At 40.6% G+C, this 16,347-nt stretch carries 12 protein-coding genes; 1 reads left to right on the forward strand and 11 read right to left on the reverse strand.

Annotated features, from left to right (window positions below; all coding sequences use genetic code 11):
• Nucleotides 1-77 precede the first annotated feature (77 nt).
• Nucleotides 78-2,294: a tetratricopeptide repeat protein gene (locus CYLST_RS21935; RefSeq protein WP_015209928.1), complete on the forward strand. Its 2,217-nt coding sequence runs from the start codon at nt 78-80 to the stop codon at nt 2,292-2,294.
• A gap of 201 nt (nt 2,295-2,495) precedes the next feature.
• Here the strand turns inward: CYLST_RS21935 and CYLST_RS32800 are convergent, their stop codons facing one another.
• The 11 genes from CYLST_RS32800 to CYLST_RS21990 all read right to left on the reverse strand — a co-directional run bounded on the left by CYLST_RS32800 (nt 2,496) and on the right by CYLST_RS21990 (nt 16,114).
• Nucleotides 2,496-3,725, reverse strand: coding sequence for a YbjN domain-containing protein (locus CYLST_RS32800; protein WP_015209929.1), 1,230 nt, complete (start codon nt 3,723-3,725; stop codon nt 2,496-2,498).
• A 143-nt stretch (nt 3,726-3,868) separates the two neighbouring features.
• Nucleotides 3,869-4,621, reverse strand: a complete 753-nt coding sequence (locus CYLST_RS21945; protein WP_015209930.1) for a peptidylprolyl isomerase — start codon at nt 4,619-4,621, stop codon at nt 3,869-3,871.
• A gap of 132 nt (nt 4,622-4,753) precedes the next feature.
• Nucleotides 4,754-5,392 carry a hypothetical protein gene (locus CYLST_RS21950; RefSeq protein WP_015209931.1) on the reverse strand — a complete coding sequence of 213 codons (639 nt, stop codon included), beginning with the start codon at nt 5,390-5,392 and terminating at the stop codon, nt 4,754-4,756.
• Nucleotides 5,393-5,633: 241 nt separating this feature from the next.
• Nucleotides 5,634-6,335 carry a hypothetical protein gene (locus tag CYLST_RS21955; RefSeq protein WP_015209932.1) on the reverse strand — a complete coding sequence of 234 codons (702 nt, stop codon included), beginning with the start codon at nt 6,333-6,335 and terminating at the stop codon, nt 5,634-5,636.
• A gap of 172 nt (nt 6,336-6,507) precedes the next feature.
• On the reverse strand, nt 6,508-7,140 hold the full coding sequence (locus CYLST_RS21960; RefSeq protein WP_015209933.1) for an alpha-ketoglutarate-dependent dioxygenase AlkB family protein: 633 nt from the start codon (nt 7,138-7,140) through the stop codon (nt 6,508-6,510).
• 40 nt (nt 7,141-7,180) lie between these two features.
• Complete coding sequence (locus CYLST_RS21965; protein WP_015209934.1) at nt 7,181-8,068, reverse strand: hypothetical protein; 888 nt, start codon at nt 8,066-8,068, stop codon at nt 7,181-7,183.
• Nucleotides 8,068-12,873: an eCIS core domain-containing protein gene (locus CYLST_RS21970; RefSeq protein WP_015209935.1), complete on the reverse strand. Its 4,806-nt coding sequence runs from the start codon at nt 12,871-12,873 to the stop codon at nt 8,068-8,070. The genes CYLST_RS21965 and CYLST_RS21970 overlap by 1 nt, the downstream gene beginning before the upstream one ends.
• A 269-nt stretch (nt 12,874-13,142) precedes the next feature.
• A complete protein-coding gene (locus CYLST_RS21975) occupies nt 13,143-13,334 on the reverse strand; it encodes a hypothetical protein (protein WP_015209936.1) in 192 nt (63 codons plus the stop codon).
• A 129-nt stretch (nt 13,335-13,463) separates the two neighbouring features.
• On the reverse strand, nt 13,464-13,841 hold the full coding sequence (locus tag CYLST_RS21980; protein WP_015209937.1) for a hypothetical protein: 378 nt from the start codon (nt 13,839-13,841) through the stop codon (nt 13,464-13,466).
• A 48-nt stretch (nt 13,842-13,889) separates the two neighbouring features.
• Entirely contained in the window at nt 13,890-15,380 is a 1,491-nt protein-coding gene (locus CYLST_RS21985) for a hypothetical protein (protein ID WP_015209938.1), read from the reverse strand.
• A gap of 353 nt (nt 15,381-15,733) precedes the next feature.
• Nucleotides 15,734-16,114: a hypothetical protein gene (locus CYLST_RS21990; RefSeq protein ID WP_041233217.1), complete on the reverse strand. Its 381-nt coding sequence runs from the start codon at nt 16,112-16,114 to the stop codon at nt 15,734-15,736.
• Between the last annotated feature and the right edge of the window lie 233 nt (nt 16,115-16,347).

Raw genomic sequence — 16,347 nt, forward strand, 5'->3', positions numbered from 1 at the left:
ATCATCATGAGATTTTTCAGCTATTTGGATGCGCCCCGTGAGGCAATGTACAATGTGTTTGGGCTTCTTTAGCCGCCATGAGCGTGAATGACACTGCACACACAAATAATTTTACTTGGAATCGGCAGGCATATCAGCGCCTGAAACTTGCCCTCAGTCTCGGATTACGGCGACAAATCTTTTTAGCTGTATGTGATGATTTACACTTAAGAAATCAAGTTGCGGCTCGGTTGCACTCTACATTGGCTTATCCAGTTGGGCAAGTGCTATATAAGCCATCAAATATAGGGGAAAATAGCACTCCAGCCTATCCGCGATTAGTTACATTGCGGTTAAATTTAAGCGATCCCAATCCGATAGTTCAGATTAATCAATGGTTGGCTAATTATCCACCACCAATTGTTGGAGCAACAAAAGATCACCCTGGACATCCTTTACCAATACCAGCATTTCAGATTGTTGGTGTGGAGCTACTAACTAAGCAACCAGTAGCGGTACAGCGGTTATTTTTACAATATCTCCGCTTCAGTGAGCAGCATTTCTCTACCCAAGAGTCGAGCAAATTCCTAGAATCTAGCATCCTGTTGTGGGTATCGCGTCCTTGGTTATCTGCCATTCAGCAATCGGCACCGCAGTTTTGGCACAGTCGTACTGGTGTATTTATATTTGCCGGCGAACCTACACCAATGAAACAAAGCCGAGATTATCCGGAACGTTTATCGGGTTCGAGAAATTTGGATTTAGGGAATCTTGAGCAATCGATTTTAGATGAATTAGTCAACCCAGCAGACAGCGGAGAAAAAACAGCCAAGGAGGAGAAGTTTGCGGAAAATGACAATTTACAAACACAAACACCAGTCAATCTCGGACATAAACCCCAGCAAAGAGTGCCATCAATAGTGAATTTATCGCCAACTGCAACCAAGCAGCAAGATTCTGCTGTGAGATATGTTAGTGAGACTAGTACGCGATCGCTATCTTCTTTGTCTCATATTAGCAAAGAGTTAACTGAGCTAGTCATTGCCACGATTAACACGAATATTACTCAAGACGCAGAAGATAACTGGCAACCACAGCAAATTCTCCAGGAAATTGAGCAATTACATTCACAGCAGGCTTCAGGGGAGTCACTAGCAGCAGCTTATCAGCATTTAGGGAACTTATATCGTCTCCGCATTGAGCAAGGACAATCAACCCTAGAAAACTTGATGGTGGCAATTATTGCCTATCAAGAGTCAATCAGCTATGACGACACCTCACCGCAACTGCCAGATATTTTAAATGACTTGGGTACACTCTACTGGATGCTGTACCGCACACCTGCCAATTCTGAGGAGGGACAAACTTACATTGAGCAGGGAATAGAATTTTATCAGTTAGCATTAAAGCTGATCTCACCCCAGGCACAGCCGGAAACTTACGCGCGGGTGCAAAATAATTTGGGAACAGCTTACGGTGATTTAGCACGTTTTTCTCACCCTGTGGAAAACTGGGAACAAGCAGTTGTCGCTTACGGTGAGGCTTTGCGCTACCGTACAGCGGAAATGGACTCATTGAAGTATGCTGCTTGTCAGAACAATTTGGGTACTGCTTACTGGCATTTAGGACAATATAATGAGCCAGTGATCCATCTCAAAAAAGCGATCGCAGCTTACAACTTAGCACTGGTGTACTACAATCCCGACGAGGAACCGCTAAAGTATGGCATGATTCAAAACAACATCGGCACTGCTTATTGGAATCTGGCTCAATACGAACAACCAGAAGAAAACCTCCAACTAGCAATTTATGTCTACAGTGAAGCGCTAAAATATCGCACCCCTGCCAATGTCCCCAGCGCTTATGCTGCCACACAAAATAACCTTGGCACTGCCTACTGGCATATAGCAAATTTATCTCAAGCAACTAAAGAAGACCGGCAGAATTTTCTGCAACTATGCATCACCGCTTATGAAGAAGCCGTTTTGCTAGCTCAAACACTTAGCGGTATCCCCTTAAGTTTTGATTTATTTGCCACATACAATAACCTAGGACTAGCCCATTATCAGCTAGTAACAGATAAATATTTTAATGGTAACAAAAAAGCACTTTCTAAACATTTAGAAGCAGCCTTAGACAACCATTTACAAGCCTTAAATGGGTTAAGCGAACAACCAGAAGCTTATCAAGCAACCTTCACTTATGTGATCAAAACAATTCGCACTTTCCATAATGAATTAGGAATACAAGGACAAAATCTAGCTTTATCCAAAGTTCCTGGGCATTTATTACCAGAAATTTTGCCTAAGTTGTAAGAGGATGTTTTAAAAGTCTTTGGTGATGTATCAAAAATATTGAGATCCCCCTAAATCCCCCTTAAAAAGGGGGACTTTGACTCCAATTCCCCCCTTTTTAAGGGGGGCTAGGGGGGATCTTGACACGACTTGATACTTTACAAACATCCTCTAAAGACTGGAGTAAGATTTATTAAGTAGAAGCCAACCCATATCTAGATTTTACTCGATATCTTTGATAAATCTCGTAAAAAAGGCTAACTGCTCTCTAAATTGTTCAATCTCAATTAAATATATTAGTTCCTTTTCACCTAGCAACTTATCTGTAGGTAGTTCTTCCAGTCGCTTGTTAATTTTCCCAAATAGTTCTTCCAAATCTTCTATCGCTAGGTTGATGTCAGAATTATCGGCTACTTCTCCAGATTGTTTAACCCAATCTTGTAATTGCTGGATAAATAATCTTGTTTGTCCCCCCATTCTTGAATAACGTTGAATTAATTTAAGAATTATTGCCGGAAATTTAACTCTTTTAAATAAAGTAAATGCTTCATCAAATACTTCTGTTCCTAAATCATCCAATCTAGCAATCATTAATCTTTTGACTTTCTCTATGATTGCTTGAGTTTGTTTACGCTGATAAGGTTCCAGCACTTGCAATGCTTGATGTAATTGACCAATTTCATCTGGTGTTAATCTTGCTAATATATGAGATTTTCTCTCAGGTATTTTTTCCTGCTGCTGTATATCTGGTTGCGAGGATGAGGAAGAGTTAAACGCTAACTCTTCCTGTTTATCTGATGATTGGTAAATACTTGAATTTGGTTCAATTTGGTTAATCGCAGATGTAGGTAAAATATCACCAGCAATTACAGATATAATTCCTGGGAGATATTTATCCATCATATTGACGTTAGTGTAAACCAAATGTTTGATGCTCTTAAAGCTAAGTCTCTCATCTTTAACATCAACACTGGTTTTGTAGCGAATTTCTCCAACACTAAACTCTAGTTCAAAATTGCCGATAATCATGTCATAATTAACCCTAGTAATAAATTCTGCTATAGCTTCACGCTTAGATTCTGGGGCTGTAATGGGACAAATAGAGTAAAATACGAAATGCTGCTGTATTTCTCTAGCTTTAGCATAACAATTCCAGTTACCGTTTTTACCTTGAAAAGGGATACGCAGGACAGGCTCAGGTTTTAGCTGTTGAAATTGCCAATTATCTTGTCTGAAGAAATTAAGTAGAGCATTAAAAATTGGTTGGTTAGGATTAGTATCTGGGGATGAAATCTTTGAGGATGTTTCCGACAGTTCCCGAAAAAAGCTGGCAATTTCGCCAATTGATGCGGGATTACTTTCTTTAATGGCATAATCAAAACCACGATTTAGTAAACTTTGGAAAAAATTTGTGAGATTCTCGGAAATTACTTTTTGGGCTTGAATTACCATAGATAAAACTTGTAATTTAGTCTTGAGAACGATGATTTTGGAATTTTAAATTTGACTGCTAATATTTTGAGCGATCGCCTAGAATAAAATGAAGTTGTGAGCAAAGCGTAGGCGTTGGTAAAGCTACTTTCACTCTAACTCCATCATTCAATAGCAAGCTGGACATTCATTTGTTGTAATTTCTCTTGCAACCACTCCTCAAATATTTGATTTTCTAGCTCTTGTTTCAGTTCTCCTTCTAAGGTCGCACTGAGGACTTCTTCCACTTTCAGCAAGCAGTAGAGATCATCAATTTCAAAAGGGCCAATTATTTGACCAGGGGTAACATTTAAAGTCGCTGCTTGGATGAAATCAGGCATTTCTTCACGACTAATTGCTCCCATGACACCACCGACTACAGCATCATCTACAACAGAGTGTAGTTTGGCGAGTTGGTTAAAATCAGCGCCATTTTGCTCAACTTGCTGGCGTAAATCTTGGGCTAAGTTGGAATTGTCTACAACAATACGAGAGAAAACAACTTGCTCTAGTAAACGTTGGTTTTGGGTAAAATATTCCTCAAGTTTGGGTTCTGCAACTTGGGCTTTGAGTTGGTCTACTTTGAGTTGAAAAGCGACGGATGCCCGAAAATCAGCGAAATTCATGCCGTTAGTGGTCAGCCATTGCGCGAATTTCTCTGGTTTGACAAGTTGCTCTTGCAGCCGAAAATCGATGATATATTGCTCTACTGTATCAATATCAATATCTGCGATCGCAGAAGTTTCTTGTTTAAGAATATACTGTTGCACTATTTCCATTAAGAAAGGTTGCAGTTTGCCAGCAACCCGGAGATAAGCAAGGGACTCAGCGAGGGTAAGAGGGTGATTGTTGACGGTTAATAATAGCGTTTCTGTCATTGTTTATAAAATCTAGGCATTACTCAGGTTTTTCTATATAAAATACTACCTCAGTAACGGTGGTGTCTCCTGATTCAGTAGTTGAGAAAATTCAGATAAGCTTTTGGGTTAAATCATGATGATTTCAAAACGTTACGCCAACCGTGCCCAACCCCGTCTGGCAAACACTAGGCGTCCTTGAGAAAGTGGTATGGCATCACGCTCATCGCGCATGGGATCAGAGTCCCATTGGTCGCTCATGTAATCATTCAGATACAAAAGCCCAAACCTTTCATCAGCCAGTCCATTAATATCAAAATCCAGCAGTATAGAGTACTTTTTGATAATCCAGTCTCGGCTACCACCCCGATTTTCCCAGACTTCATCACCATAGTGAGCATGGGTATCTAAAAAAGCTACTTCTGCTTGCAATCGCTCACAAGCATCCCGGAATGTGTATACCATTGGTAGCGCTGGGTCTTGCTCTAGTGGTAAGAAGTTGTCATTCATTCCTATGTCAGGGCGGAAGTCAAGGTAATGGTTCATGGAGAAATAGATTTGCAGGCAGTTGTGACGCTCTAATTTATCAAGCCGTGACCAAGCACCTCCAAAAGCGCCCCAATGCCCATAAATCACCTCAACGCTTGGGTCATGGATAGCTGAAGCGCTCTTTTCCTGCTCATCCAGATGTTCCTGATTTTGCATTCCAGCCAGTGTTAATAACTCCCCTAATGAATGGTCATTACTTCCAATCTCTAAAAAGAATGCGGCAGCTGCGGTTTTGAAAAACATGGTTATTCTCCTGTAAACATTATGGAGATAGTGGTATCTCTTTTCCTTCAACAATCAAGGAATTGAGGTATGGCACTCATAACAGTTTTTGCTTTGAGTAATAGAGGTTTTAATCGCTCAGATACTTCTGGCTATTGACCCGTTATTTGGGAATTAAATGCAATGGCAACTTCCAAACAACCAGCAGTCATAGGACTGCTATAGTTATTCTCCTGTATAGTTCATTTAGTTTGAATAGTAGTTATTCATTGCTCTTAAAGCCGTACTTGAAAATTTGATCGCGATAATAACGGGAATTCCATTCAATAATTGGCTTTCCAACTAAATTCTCCCACTTCTCTAGAGCTTCCTTTAGTAGTGGTTGGTTTTGAATAGCACAAGCATAATTACTCCGCCAGCGTACACTTGAATCTAATGTTTTTTCCACCCAAACATCGATAGAAGTGAAAAAACTAATTGAACCCTCTGTTGGCACTAATAGTCCCATTTCATTATCTTCCAGTACATAGCCAAGATAAAACATCCCCGACTGAGGCACCCATACTTGATGTAATATACCCTTTATGTCTGGGATAAAAACTTGCAGATCACAATCCAGAAAGAGATGGGTAAAATACGAATTTTCAGCATTTCCTAACGCTGATAGCATATCCTTCACAAGTTGCTCATGGCTATTTTTGCTACTTGGACTAACCAGCCCTTCTTTAAATTCTTGTATTTGACTATTTGAACTGAAAGATGTGGACTCATAGCGGATCTCTATAGGCTTGCATAGCTGGTGAAAGGCTATTAAGAAATAACGAATCATCGTACAAGTAAAATTGTTAAGACAACTTGGGGATAGCTCCTCTGGCAAAACGATATCCATCTCCCAAGAGCCAGTTTCTTCTTTAAAACCGCAGGTTGCTGTTTCTAGAAAAATTTCGTTAAACAGTTGGCTCACTTAATCACATCAGTTTAGCATTTATCAGTTGTTGATCTTTGAATGGATTTAGTTCAATGCCATCAATTCAGCACATCTTCTCTATATAAAACTGGTCTCTTACTTCATTTTTGCCTTATTAAATATACTAGATAACTTGCCCTCAAATAAAAAACTAGATTTATCATTAGATTTAAATTATTATCCTGAAGGTTAAATTTATCCTTTCCTTCAGTGATTTTGCAGCTTCTGGTATTTGGTGTTGCCAGAAATGTTGAGTTGAGCCTTTCATAATTAGAAGACTACCATGTGTCAGATTGACTGTGATTCTGTCTAAAGTTTTGTTGATTCTGTGTCTAAATTGAAATCGCCTAGTTTCTCCAAAGCTCACTGAAGCTATAATTGGGTTTTTACCTAGTTCAGCCTCATCATCACTATGCCATGAAACTCGGTCTTTTCCACTTCGATAAAGATTAAGAAGAACGCTATTAAAATTTACTTTTTCAACTTTTTCAACTCTGCTTCTAATTCTTAATAATGTGGGATTCCAAGTAGATGGATGCTTAACCATTCCTGAATAGCTATAAGACTTACCCTCGTCACCGTACCATGCTGTAAGTCTAGGTATACCAATTTCTTGCTCATTAAATTTTACTTTATCTTGTTGCCAGTTTATTCCGTTTAAGAGTTCTTGAAAGAGTTGATCGCTTTCTAAAGCATTAAAAAATTTTTGATACACTATAACTTCAGCATCTGGCATGGGTTGACCATCCATCATAGTTATAATTTCAGGGAAAAGTTGTTGTTTAGGATCAATTTCTAACATTTATATTTTGAATTTTTACTTAATTAATGCAATACATTCTTTAAATGAGGGGTAAAAGTAGAACTTCTCCATCAATCATTGAACAAATTAGATTTATAATTTTATCTTTTTCAAAGAAAATAATGTTGCTTGGCCCATAGCTACTTGTGGGGATAAAATCTTGCTTCTGTCCAGTCCTAGCATCAAATAATTGGACACCCTTGTCTTCAATGATACCAAAAATATCCATGTTGGGACTGATGGCACAGAGATGCCTGGGAGTCACCTTAGATAATTGCCATTTTGATAGTTCGTTTAATCTGGCATCTCTAATAATAAGAAAGCTATTTTGAAGTAGAGAATGTCTTCCATTGAGAGCTATACTCAATAGTTCTCCTTCTTCCCATTCAGTAACAGGAAAAACTTTTTGCAGCAAGACATCACCTTCAAGATTCAAAATAGTAATTCGGGGAGAATAATCTGACGCTGACAGAATCAGTTTGTTAAATTCCTGCCCCAAATATTTACCGGAAACGGAGTCGTAAGGAATAAAAGCTATGGGGTGACATTTTTCCCCTAAAGGATCTAGATGATATATTCTCCCATTAACTGGTAGGAATAAGAGTACTTCTCCAGAAGGTTGGCTATCGAGAAATTTGAGACCTGTAGGGTCATCGAACTCCTGTATGGCTGGTAGCGAGATTTCGGTAAAATCTAGAATGGAGTAGACCTTAACTACAATTCCATCATTGAGAAAGAGACGTTTTCCAGTTCTGTCAAAATGAAGGCTTTCAAGATCATAGTCCAGCTCTTTCTCAAATAAAAGAGTACCTGTTTCTATGTCCACAATATATAAGTAGTTGTAGTCATCACTAGCAGCAAGTAGGCGTCCATCTGGCGAGACAGTTGTAATAGCAATAGTTCTGGCCTTGAGAATTGTTGAAATCATTAGGGTTGCTCCACAAATGGCTTATCTTCAATAATATAATTAACGCTTGGTGTATTTGATTTTTGAAAAGTAATTTCAACATTGAAAGGGTTTAGTTTTATACCTTGACCCGGATTTGTGTCTGGACGACCAAAAGAGGCGCCTTCAGGAGGTGAAGTTGGGGTAACGGTTATTTCATAACCAATTTTAGCAAACTCTAAAAGGTCTTCAGGTTTTACGCGAGTATAAGGATTAGTACCTTCTACATTTGGAAAATGTTGGCTAAGTTGCTGTTTCTGTTGATTAGAAATCAGGGTAGATTTGTTAATGTATTTTCTGATAATATTGCTTTTGCATCGAATAATAACTTTGCCTTCAGGCTGAAGAATTTGGTAGGCAGACAGGAGAAACCGATTATCTGCTGCCGTGTTTTGTCCTTTACCTGTGAATTTTGTCAAACCGTAGCTTTGACCAGGGTTTTTAGGCCCATTTCCATAAGGATTAGCTCCAACAATTATTCGTGCACTTTCTGGCTCAAATAGCTCATGCAATTGATTGGCATCAATGCCATATCTAGTGGCAATTCCTGATTTTTCAGCATTGAGAAGAAAATTACCTTTACCAGCTTCCTGAGCAAAATCTGTTGCTAGAAATTCTTCGCCCTCATACAAGAATTCTTTTTTTAGAAATTGTGAGTAATTTCCCTCACCTGCTCCAACTTCTATAATATCTGGCAAATATTGTGCGAACGTTTTAGATGATAATTTTCCAACTAAATCTTTTCCATATTTTACAAGCAAAACATTTAATGCTTTTGTATTTCTCCTAGCTAAAGCAATAGCTTGAATGAGTTGGGTGTTAGATGCACCTGCGAGGATATTCAGAGCTTGGTCATCAAGCAAGTTTAAAATATGCACGTCATTAGTTGAGATCCCCCTTATTATCTCGTTTCCAAGAAACCTACTGACTCGTAACTGTTCTAGCTCTATATGGGTTTCTTTATGGGCTTCATTGACAGCCTCTTCAAGTTTTCTATTGGTTATATTTTCTTGCTCTTCCTGCATGAATTTCTTCATATTTTCTTCAGTAAGAGCGCCTTCTGTTTTATTAGTAGCCGCCTTCAGATCGTCGTGATTTTTGGCGGCATCAATGTCTTTCAAGAATTCATCTATTTTTGACGCATATTCCTGAGATAACTTCTCGATTTCTGCAACTACATCTATTTTTAGTGCGTTAACGAGTTTTTGTTTATATCCTTCGATAGCGGCACGTCCTTCGGGTGTTCTCAGCAATTCGCGGTAATTTAACCTTTGCTCTGGTGGCAGCTTGGATTGATCCATGAATCCGCTGTCCCCTTTCTCCAGCGTTTCCACAAATTGTTCTGTATTCAACCCTTCCAAATCCTTGGCAGCATCTAAAGTCTTTTGTTTGGCTAGTTCCGTCGCTTTAGCTAGTTCTCCTTTTCGCAAGCCCATCTCTTGCACTATTTCGGGCTTAAGCTCGGATACAGAACCTTTGAGTCTTATCCGTTCCCGGAAATTTTTCAGAGAGGTATTGATATTCTGTACGGTTTTAGGGAACAATGCCTTGGCAGTAAAATGCAATACCGCAGCTACGACAATCATGGACACAGCCAAAATTACATTCGTTCGGGCTGCTGCTGCCAACTCCACATTGCGCTTAAATTCTTCTGGCTCTTTAGCCTGGGAGGCAGCTTTGATTCTTAATTCAGACTCTGCCACCGAAAGTATTACGGTAGCGCCAAGCAGAACGGCAGCAGCGGCAGCAATAGTGGCCAGTTCTCCGACACCTGTAAGCCAAGAAGCTACGTACAAAATACCGCCTACTGCCAGTAACCAACCGGAAATCTTAGCCCCCGCACCAGCACCTGCTGCCCAGCGTGCCCAGGCATTAGCGTCGCCACTAGCAGCCTCAATAAGGTCTTTACTAGTAGCGTTAAAAGTTTCACCAGTATTCATCAGGGTGGCAGATTTGGCAAAATCGGTTAATGTTTGCCCTGGATGTTTTTGCATGAACTTCAACTGGGCCTCAGTAAGTTCGCTGGTTTTTTGGCGGGCCAATTGATAACGCTTATCTTCTGACATATTGCCAACGGCAGATTCATCTAGCCCCTGCCACTTCTCGTTAATGGCATCCTGCATGGTTGGCTCTTTGGGATTGTTCTGTTGCTGTTCCGCCAAAGCTTTTTTGAGTTCTTCCTTGCGGGCCAAGTACATATCCAACGATTTTTCAAACAAGTCCAGCTTATCGGTAGCCTTAATGGTGAGCAACTTATAGACGGCAAAATCTTCTGGACCAAACTGTTTAAGTTTTTCAGCTATGCGTAGTAGTTGCTGATAATTGTTTGGTTGAAAAGACTCCTCTGCACCTAATAGAGATTTGATGTTTTCGGGTAGTCTGCTTAGTTGCTCTTTCTCAGTTTGCTCTGTGGTTGTCCCTGATTTCCCCTCTGACAAAGCAGAACTTATCCCAGAATTTTTGCTCAGATCAGAAACATACTGCTCATAGGTATCGAGTCCCCCTGGACTATAAATATCGTTGGAGTTTAGAGGCTTAACACTGCTCCGGAGTTCTGGTGGTAGTTTATTAAGATTCCTAGCAATTCTTAATAGCTGTTGATAATCTTGGGGAAAGCTATCAAATAAAGCTTGACCCCCAAGCACCTGCTTAATCTCATTGGGTAAACCATTAAGTAGCTCACGCTCTTGCAGAAGGCGATCCAGAATTAAATCCCATTCTTGGTTGTTGCCAGGAAGAGTATCCAAGGAAACAGGGTTTTTTCGGTGCGTTTCGTTGTATATTTTACTAGCTGTTGCGGTCAAAATCCTTTGCGGAAGAATTCCATCAGGGTTTTTCACTAAGTTATCAAATTTTTGTCTTCTTCCTTCTGTAGTTAGGGCGTTACCAGTACTTTGATTACCTGTTCCATATTTACCTTTGGGTTCAACAGGGTTGCTTGGGTTATTGTTGAGCATCGAGTCAGAAACACCACTATTGACTCCTGGTGAATTTATTGAACTAGGGTTGTGTCTTGACCCAGAAACACCCCCACTTGCCCCTGGTAAATTTGTTGAGCTAGGGTTGTGTATTGAGTTATAACGTCCCCCATTTACTCCTGGTAAATTTGCTGGGCTGTTATTAGTAGTTTGATTGTCGGTTCCATATAAATCTGTTTTAACTGCCTCATATAATGATTTATCAATAAGTACTAACCTGACTTTATTTTTTAACTCTTCCTCTGTGGGTTTTCTGTAATATTTCCAACCTTTAATATATTTATTTCTTACTTTAGTTGCATCGTTTTGATTCAGACTAAATATCCACATTATTGAGATGACTAAAAATTTGTCTGCACCAACATCTCCAGAGATGGGAATAGTAAAAGAGTATTCTTGTTTAGAATCTACTCCTACGGCACCAGATGTATTAATGTCAATTATTTGTGTGGAATTATCCCCTTGGCGCTGGATATAATCTTGAGCTAATTCTGCCTTTTGTATCAGCAAACTTTTGTCTTGAGAGGCTGAAAGTTTGCGTTGTACCGCACCACCCTGCTGCACCACATGGGTCAATTCATGAGCAGTCAACTCATTCTTACCCGGTGCTTTCCCAGCCCCAAAATAAACATCATGACCATGAGTAAACGCCTGTGCTCCCAACTCCTTGTTCATCTGCACAGCAGTCGTGTCAGTATGCACCCGTACTTGATTAAAATCAGCGCCAAAACCCGACTCCATAAAAGAGCGTGTCTGCTCATCTAAAGGGCTACCCCCACCTGTTTGACTCCCCAAACGACTTTCTAAGCTGGGAGTGGCAGGTGTTGTATCACTGTTTCCTGACCTTTGAAGCGTTTCGTCAGTCAGGCGTTGAATTGGTTGCTCTTCGGCAGTTGATGTATCTGTATGAGAGCGATTGTCTAAATATTTAGCTTCAGTACCTGGACGGGAATTCACCCTGTTAATATGTTTTGGCTGGAGCCAGGGCAGTTGTGTAGACTCTACATGATCTTGTTTAGAGGTAAAGAGTGGTTCCTTGTTGGAATTTACTAGAGTTTCGTTAGTTGATGCTTTAACTTCAGCCATCCGCTGAACAAGTTCTGACAAGCGTTGAACGAGTGGGGTAACGGATGCCGATAAAGGCTGTTGGGGTTGTTCTTGTTCTTCACCCAGACGCTGAATTGTATGTCCATTAGTAGCAGTTGGTGTGTCCATTGACATCACCCGTTCTGCCATCGAGTCTGCCTCTTGCTCGTATTTATCTCCGGTCGAGCCGATGGTGAGTTTGGTTTGGACTAGTGATTTTTCTGTCTCGCATAGAGAGCAGGCACGTTGAACAGTTCCCCCATTCGCTGAGTTGGAGTCCTCATCCCCTGATTCTCCCGACTCACTCAAGCGCTGAATTTCAACACCCTCATTCGCTACTTCGTCAGCTTTCTCGAATGGCTCCAACGTAGAATTTTGTTCTGGCGATAAATCTGTGTTGGCTTGAGGCTGAATAACAACAGGATTTGATGAGACTGGCTGTTGCTGATACATATCCCCAGACTGAAGACGGGTAAGCTTCATCTGAATTCTTGGTGTCCTAGCTGGAGGGCCAGGTCTCCATTTTGAGCTATCTATAAAGCCACTTTTATACTGATTTGGCTCTTCCCTTTGAGTCTGTTCTTCTGGCGTTTGGTCTTGTTGGGGTGTTACTTCTTCAGTTTTTGGCTGAACGACAAAGCCGCGCGGTGCGAACCGACTAGGTACTGGTTTGTCAGAGGAATTGGAAGATTTTTTGGAAGTTCTGTGTTGCCCGCTATACATTTACCCAATCCTCAAAGTAAAACTTTTGACAACTTATTGCCAGATATCACTGTTGATGATTTCCGCCTGATTCTTAGCTAACTTACTGGTACCGACAACCACAGCCGAGCTATAACGGGAGCAAGTGGTTGGATTTATATTTCTCCTTTGCCGACTCACTCAGTCGCTGATTTTTAGCAGCCTTATAGTAAATATTTTTACGTTTTATGACTCAATATATACTCTTGGTTATTTTTTGTGATTTTTCTCCGGAAACAAATAAAAAAACTTCACTCAATTATTGAAAAATCCCAAGTCTCAATATCTGCGATGGGCTTCGCAGATGTTTCTTGTTTAAGAACATACTGTTGCACTATTTCCATTAAGAAAGGTTGCGGTTTGCCAGCAACCCGGAGATAAGCAAGGGACTCAGCGAGGGTAAGAGGGTGATTGTTGACGGTTAATAATAGCGTGTCTGTCATTGTTTATGAAATATAGGCTTTAAACTCTAGGTTTTCTGGAATTTGCTAGATAGTGAATTGTGGGATGGCTAAATAGGGATTGATCAAATTATTCTTATCTACTCACCAAGATTGAATACTGCTGGAAGTTTAGGAAGTGTGCAGTTTTGCATCCCGTGCAGCTCGCACTAATTTAGCCTCTTTCAATAGATGCCGGAGTTCCTCTCCTTCAATCAGGCACTCTTTAGCCCCAGGTTCAGGACAAAGGCGAGATATCACCCAAATTTCGTTGTTAAATATATCTATTGGTGGGTTTTCCCACATATACTCTGGAAGATCCATCACTTCCAGCACGCGGCAGATATAAATAATGTCTGGCACTGTGAGTCCATTTCCATCAGGGGCGAATATTTCCTCGATTTGGTTTATGTATGGTGGAGAAAATGCACATTCGATTATGTCACGAATAAGGTGATCGGGATCGTCTGAAATGCTGATGCGGAGATAATCAAGAGTTACAGTCAGCATTTTTTATCAGGTTGCTTGGAATATCCTTCATTCGTTTCTAATTAAACGTTAAGCCAACCGTGCCCAACCCCGTCCGGCAAACACTAGGCGTCCTTGAGAAAGTGGGATGGCATCACGCTCATCGCGCATGGGATCAGAGTCCCATTGGTCGCTCATGTAATCATTCAGATACAAAAGCCCAAACCTTTCATCAGCCAGTCCATTAATATCAAAATCCAGCAGTATAGAGTACTTCTTGATAATCCAGTCCCGGCTACCTCCTCTATTTTCCCAGACTTCATCGCCATAATGAGCGCGAGTATCTAAAAAAGCTACTTCTGCTTGCAATTGCTCACAAGCATCGCGGAATGTGTATACAACTGGTAGTGCTGGGTCTTGCTCTAGCGGTAGGAAGTTCTCGTTCATTCCTGTTAGGGGGCGTAAGTCAAGGTAACGGTTCATGGAGAAATAGATTTGCAGGCAGTTGTGACGCTCTAGTTTATCAACTCGTGACCAAGCACCTCCAAAACCGCCCCAATGCCCATACATCACCTCAACCGCCGCCTTAAAAGTAGGATTAGCTCCAGGTTTTGTAAAGTGAAATCCTATTTCTGCATTCTCATAACCGGGTATATACTGCCTTGCTTCTAGAATTTTATCAAACTTAGCGGTCACATTTTTTTGAACCCAGCCAGGTGTCAAATCGGCACCATTAATACGGTTAATAGCATCAGTGGCACTCTTTTCTTCCCAAAGTGTATTACCCTCAAAATGATCTATATCAGTAATCGTGCGTTCACGATTTGTAGGATCAAAGACTTGATAGTCCCGCTGACCTTCAAGGTGTCCGGGCGTTGGTGCTGAGGAAGAGCCAAGATTTTGTGGAACTATCTGGCCCCCAGTGATATTAGTCTCACGCGCAGGGGGTAAAGCTTTGATCGCTCCACTTTGACTGGAAGAAGTCGTGGAGGTTCCAGTAGGTGGGGTGTTGATTTGAGGGATTAATTTGCGAAGATTTGGTGGAACTATCTGCCCTGGGGTGGTAATAGTCCCGCTTACAGGGGGTAAAGCTTTGATAGGTGCGATGGGCTTCATCCCACCGGATGCGATCGCACCACCTTGCTGAGAAGAAGGTACTGATAAGTCAGTATTAACTGATGTATTTCTGGCAGGAACGATCGCACCACCTTTGTTAGAAGGAGGTGTAGAAGCACCACCTGTTGGGGTTTTAAATTGAGGAATATAGCGGCCAGGGTTCAGAGGATCTTCAATCATCGTCACCGTATCGCCGTCATGGACATTGGCAAGTCTCGTATTAGGATTTTTTGTTACACCTGGACTTCCAAAGGGATTTCGAGGGATGCCCAAATTGGGATTGGGCAAAGGTACTCCAAGACCATGAAGACCTACGTAAGAACCTGCTCCTCCTACTAAACCCCGTTGCCATCTTTCCCATGTTTCTAGCTGATTGCCCTGAATATCTACCCCCTCAATGGCTTCTTCTAGACTCAATCCACTAGCAACAGTACCAAAGTTTCCAGTCAGATTCGCCGCTTGCAATCACCTGGATGAATTAAGGTAACTTACACTATGTAGCATATCTTCTTAATCAAAAAATAGACGGGAACAGAAAACATAGCAAGCAATATTGTCTTCCAGTGAGGTTGTATCAACAACGGTATACATAGCGGTATCGATAATAAAAGTGCCACTTCATCTGGAGTCCACACAACTAATTGATTAAAAGAATATTTGCGTGCATAAAATGTGCTATTTGAGCGAATATTAAGTACTCGCCAAGCCAAAATCATGCCTAATACAGAAGCTATACTACTTATTGAAAACGCACATCCCATTAATACTTTTGTTATCTTTTTTAATTTCATATCTACTTGCTGTGTATATTTTATTATTTATTCGTTGGGAAAGAAATTTTTAATTATTGAACTTGCTTGCATTAACCTCCAAACGTCTAGTCCATATTGCGATGTTCCTGCCTTATCTTCAATAGTATTTGTACCGCCAAGATTGTATTCTGTCGCTATAATAGTAACTGCTCTTTCTCGATTAGCAAATTCACGTCTGGTTAGATTTTGATATCGATGAGAACGATTCTTCAGGCGGTTTAATAATTGGCTAGCTATTTTTATATTTGATTTTGGCCAATGCAACAGGTCAAATAGAGCTTCTTTTTCCTGCATAGGTAGACTGTTAAAATTATCTTCTGCTTTTCTGCGCCCTGGGTCACGATTATTTCTATCTTGTTCTATCCATGAGGTTTTACCGATTAGCATTGCTGCTGTACTTAGCCTAACTAGACCTATTCCAATTGACTGATTAACTTTTTGCTAAGGCAAATTTGTACTCCTACTTAAGTTAGACTGCACCTCTTGCAACTCATTTTCTCTGTTTTTTTTTAGGACGATTTACTATTTCAGTTAAAAGTACAGCGGCTAGAATTCTAGGAGTTATGCCATTATTTCCTGTAGACATAGCCGCCCCTATAAGGGACTTCCAATTAAAAAAA

The organism is Cylindrospermum stagnale PCC 7417 (assembly GCF_000317535.1).
Taxonomy (GTDB): Bacteria; Cyanobacteriota; Cyanobacteriia; order Cyanobacteriales; family Nostocaceae; genus Cylindrospermum; species Cylindrospermum stagnale.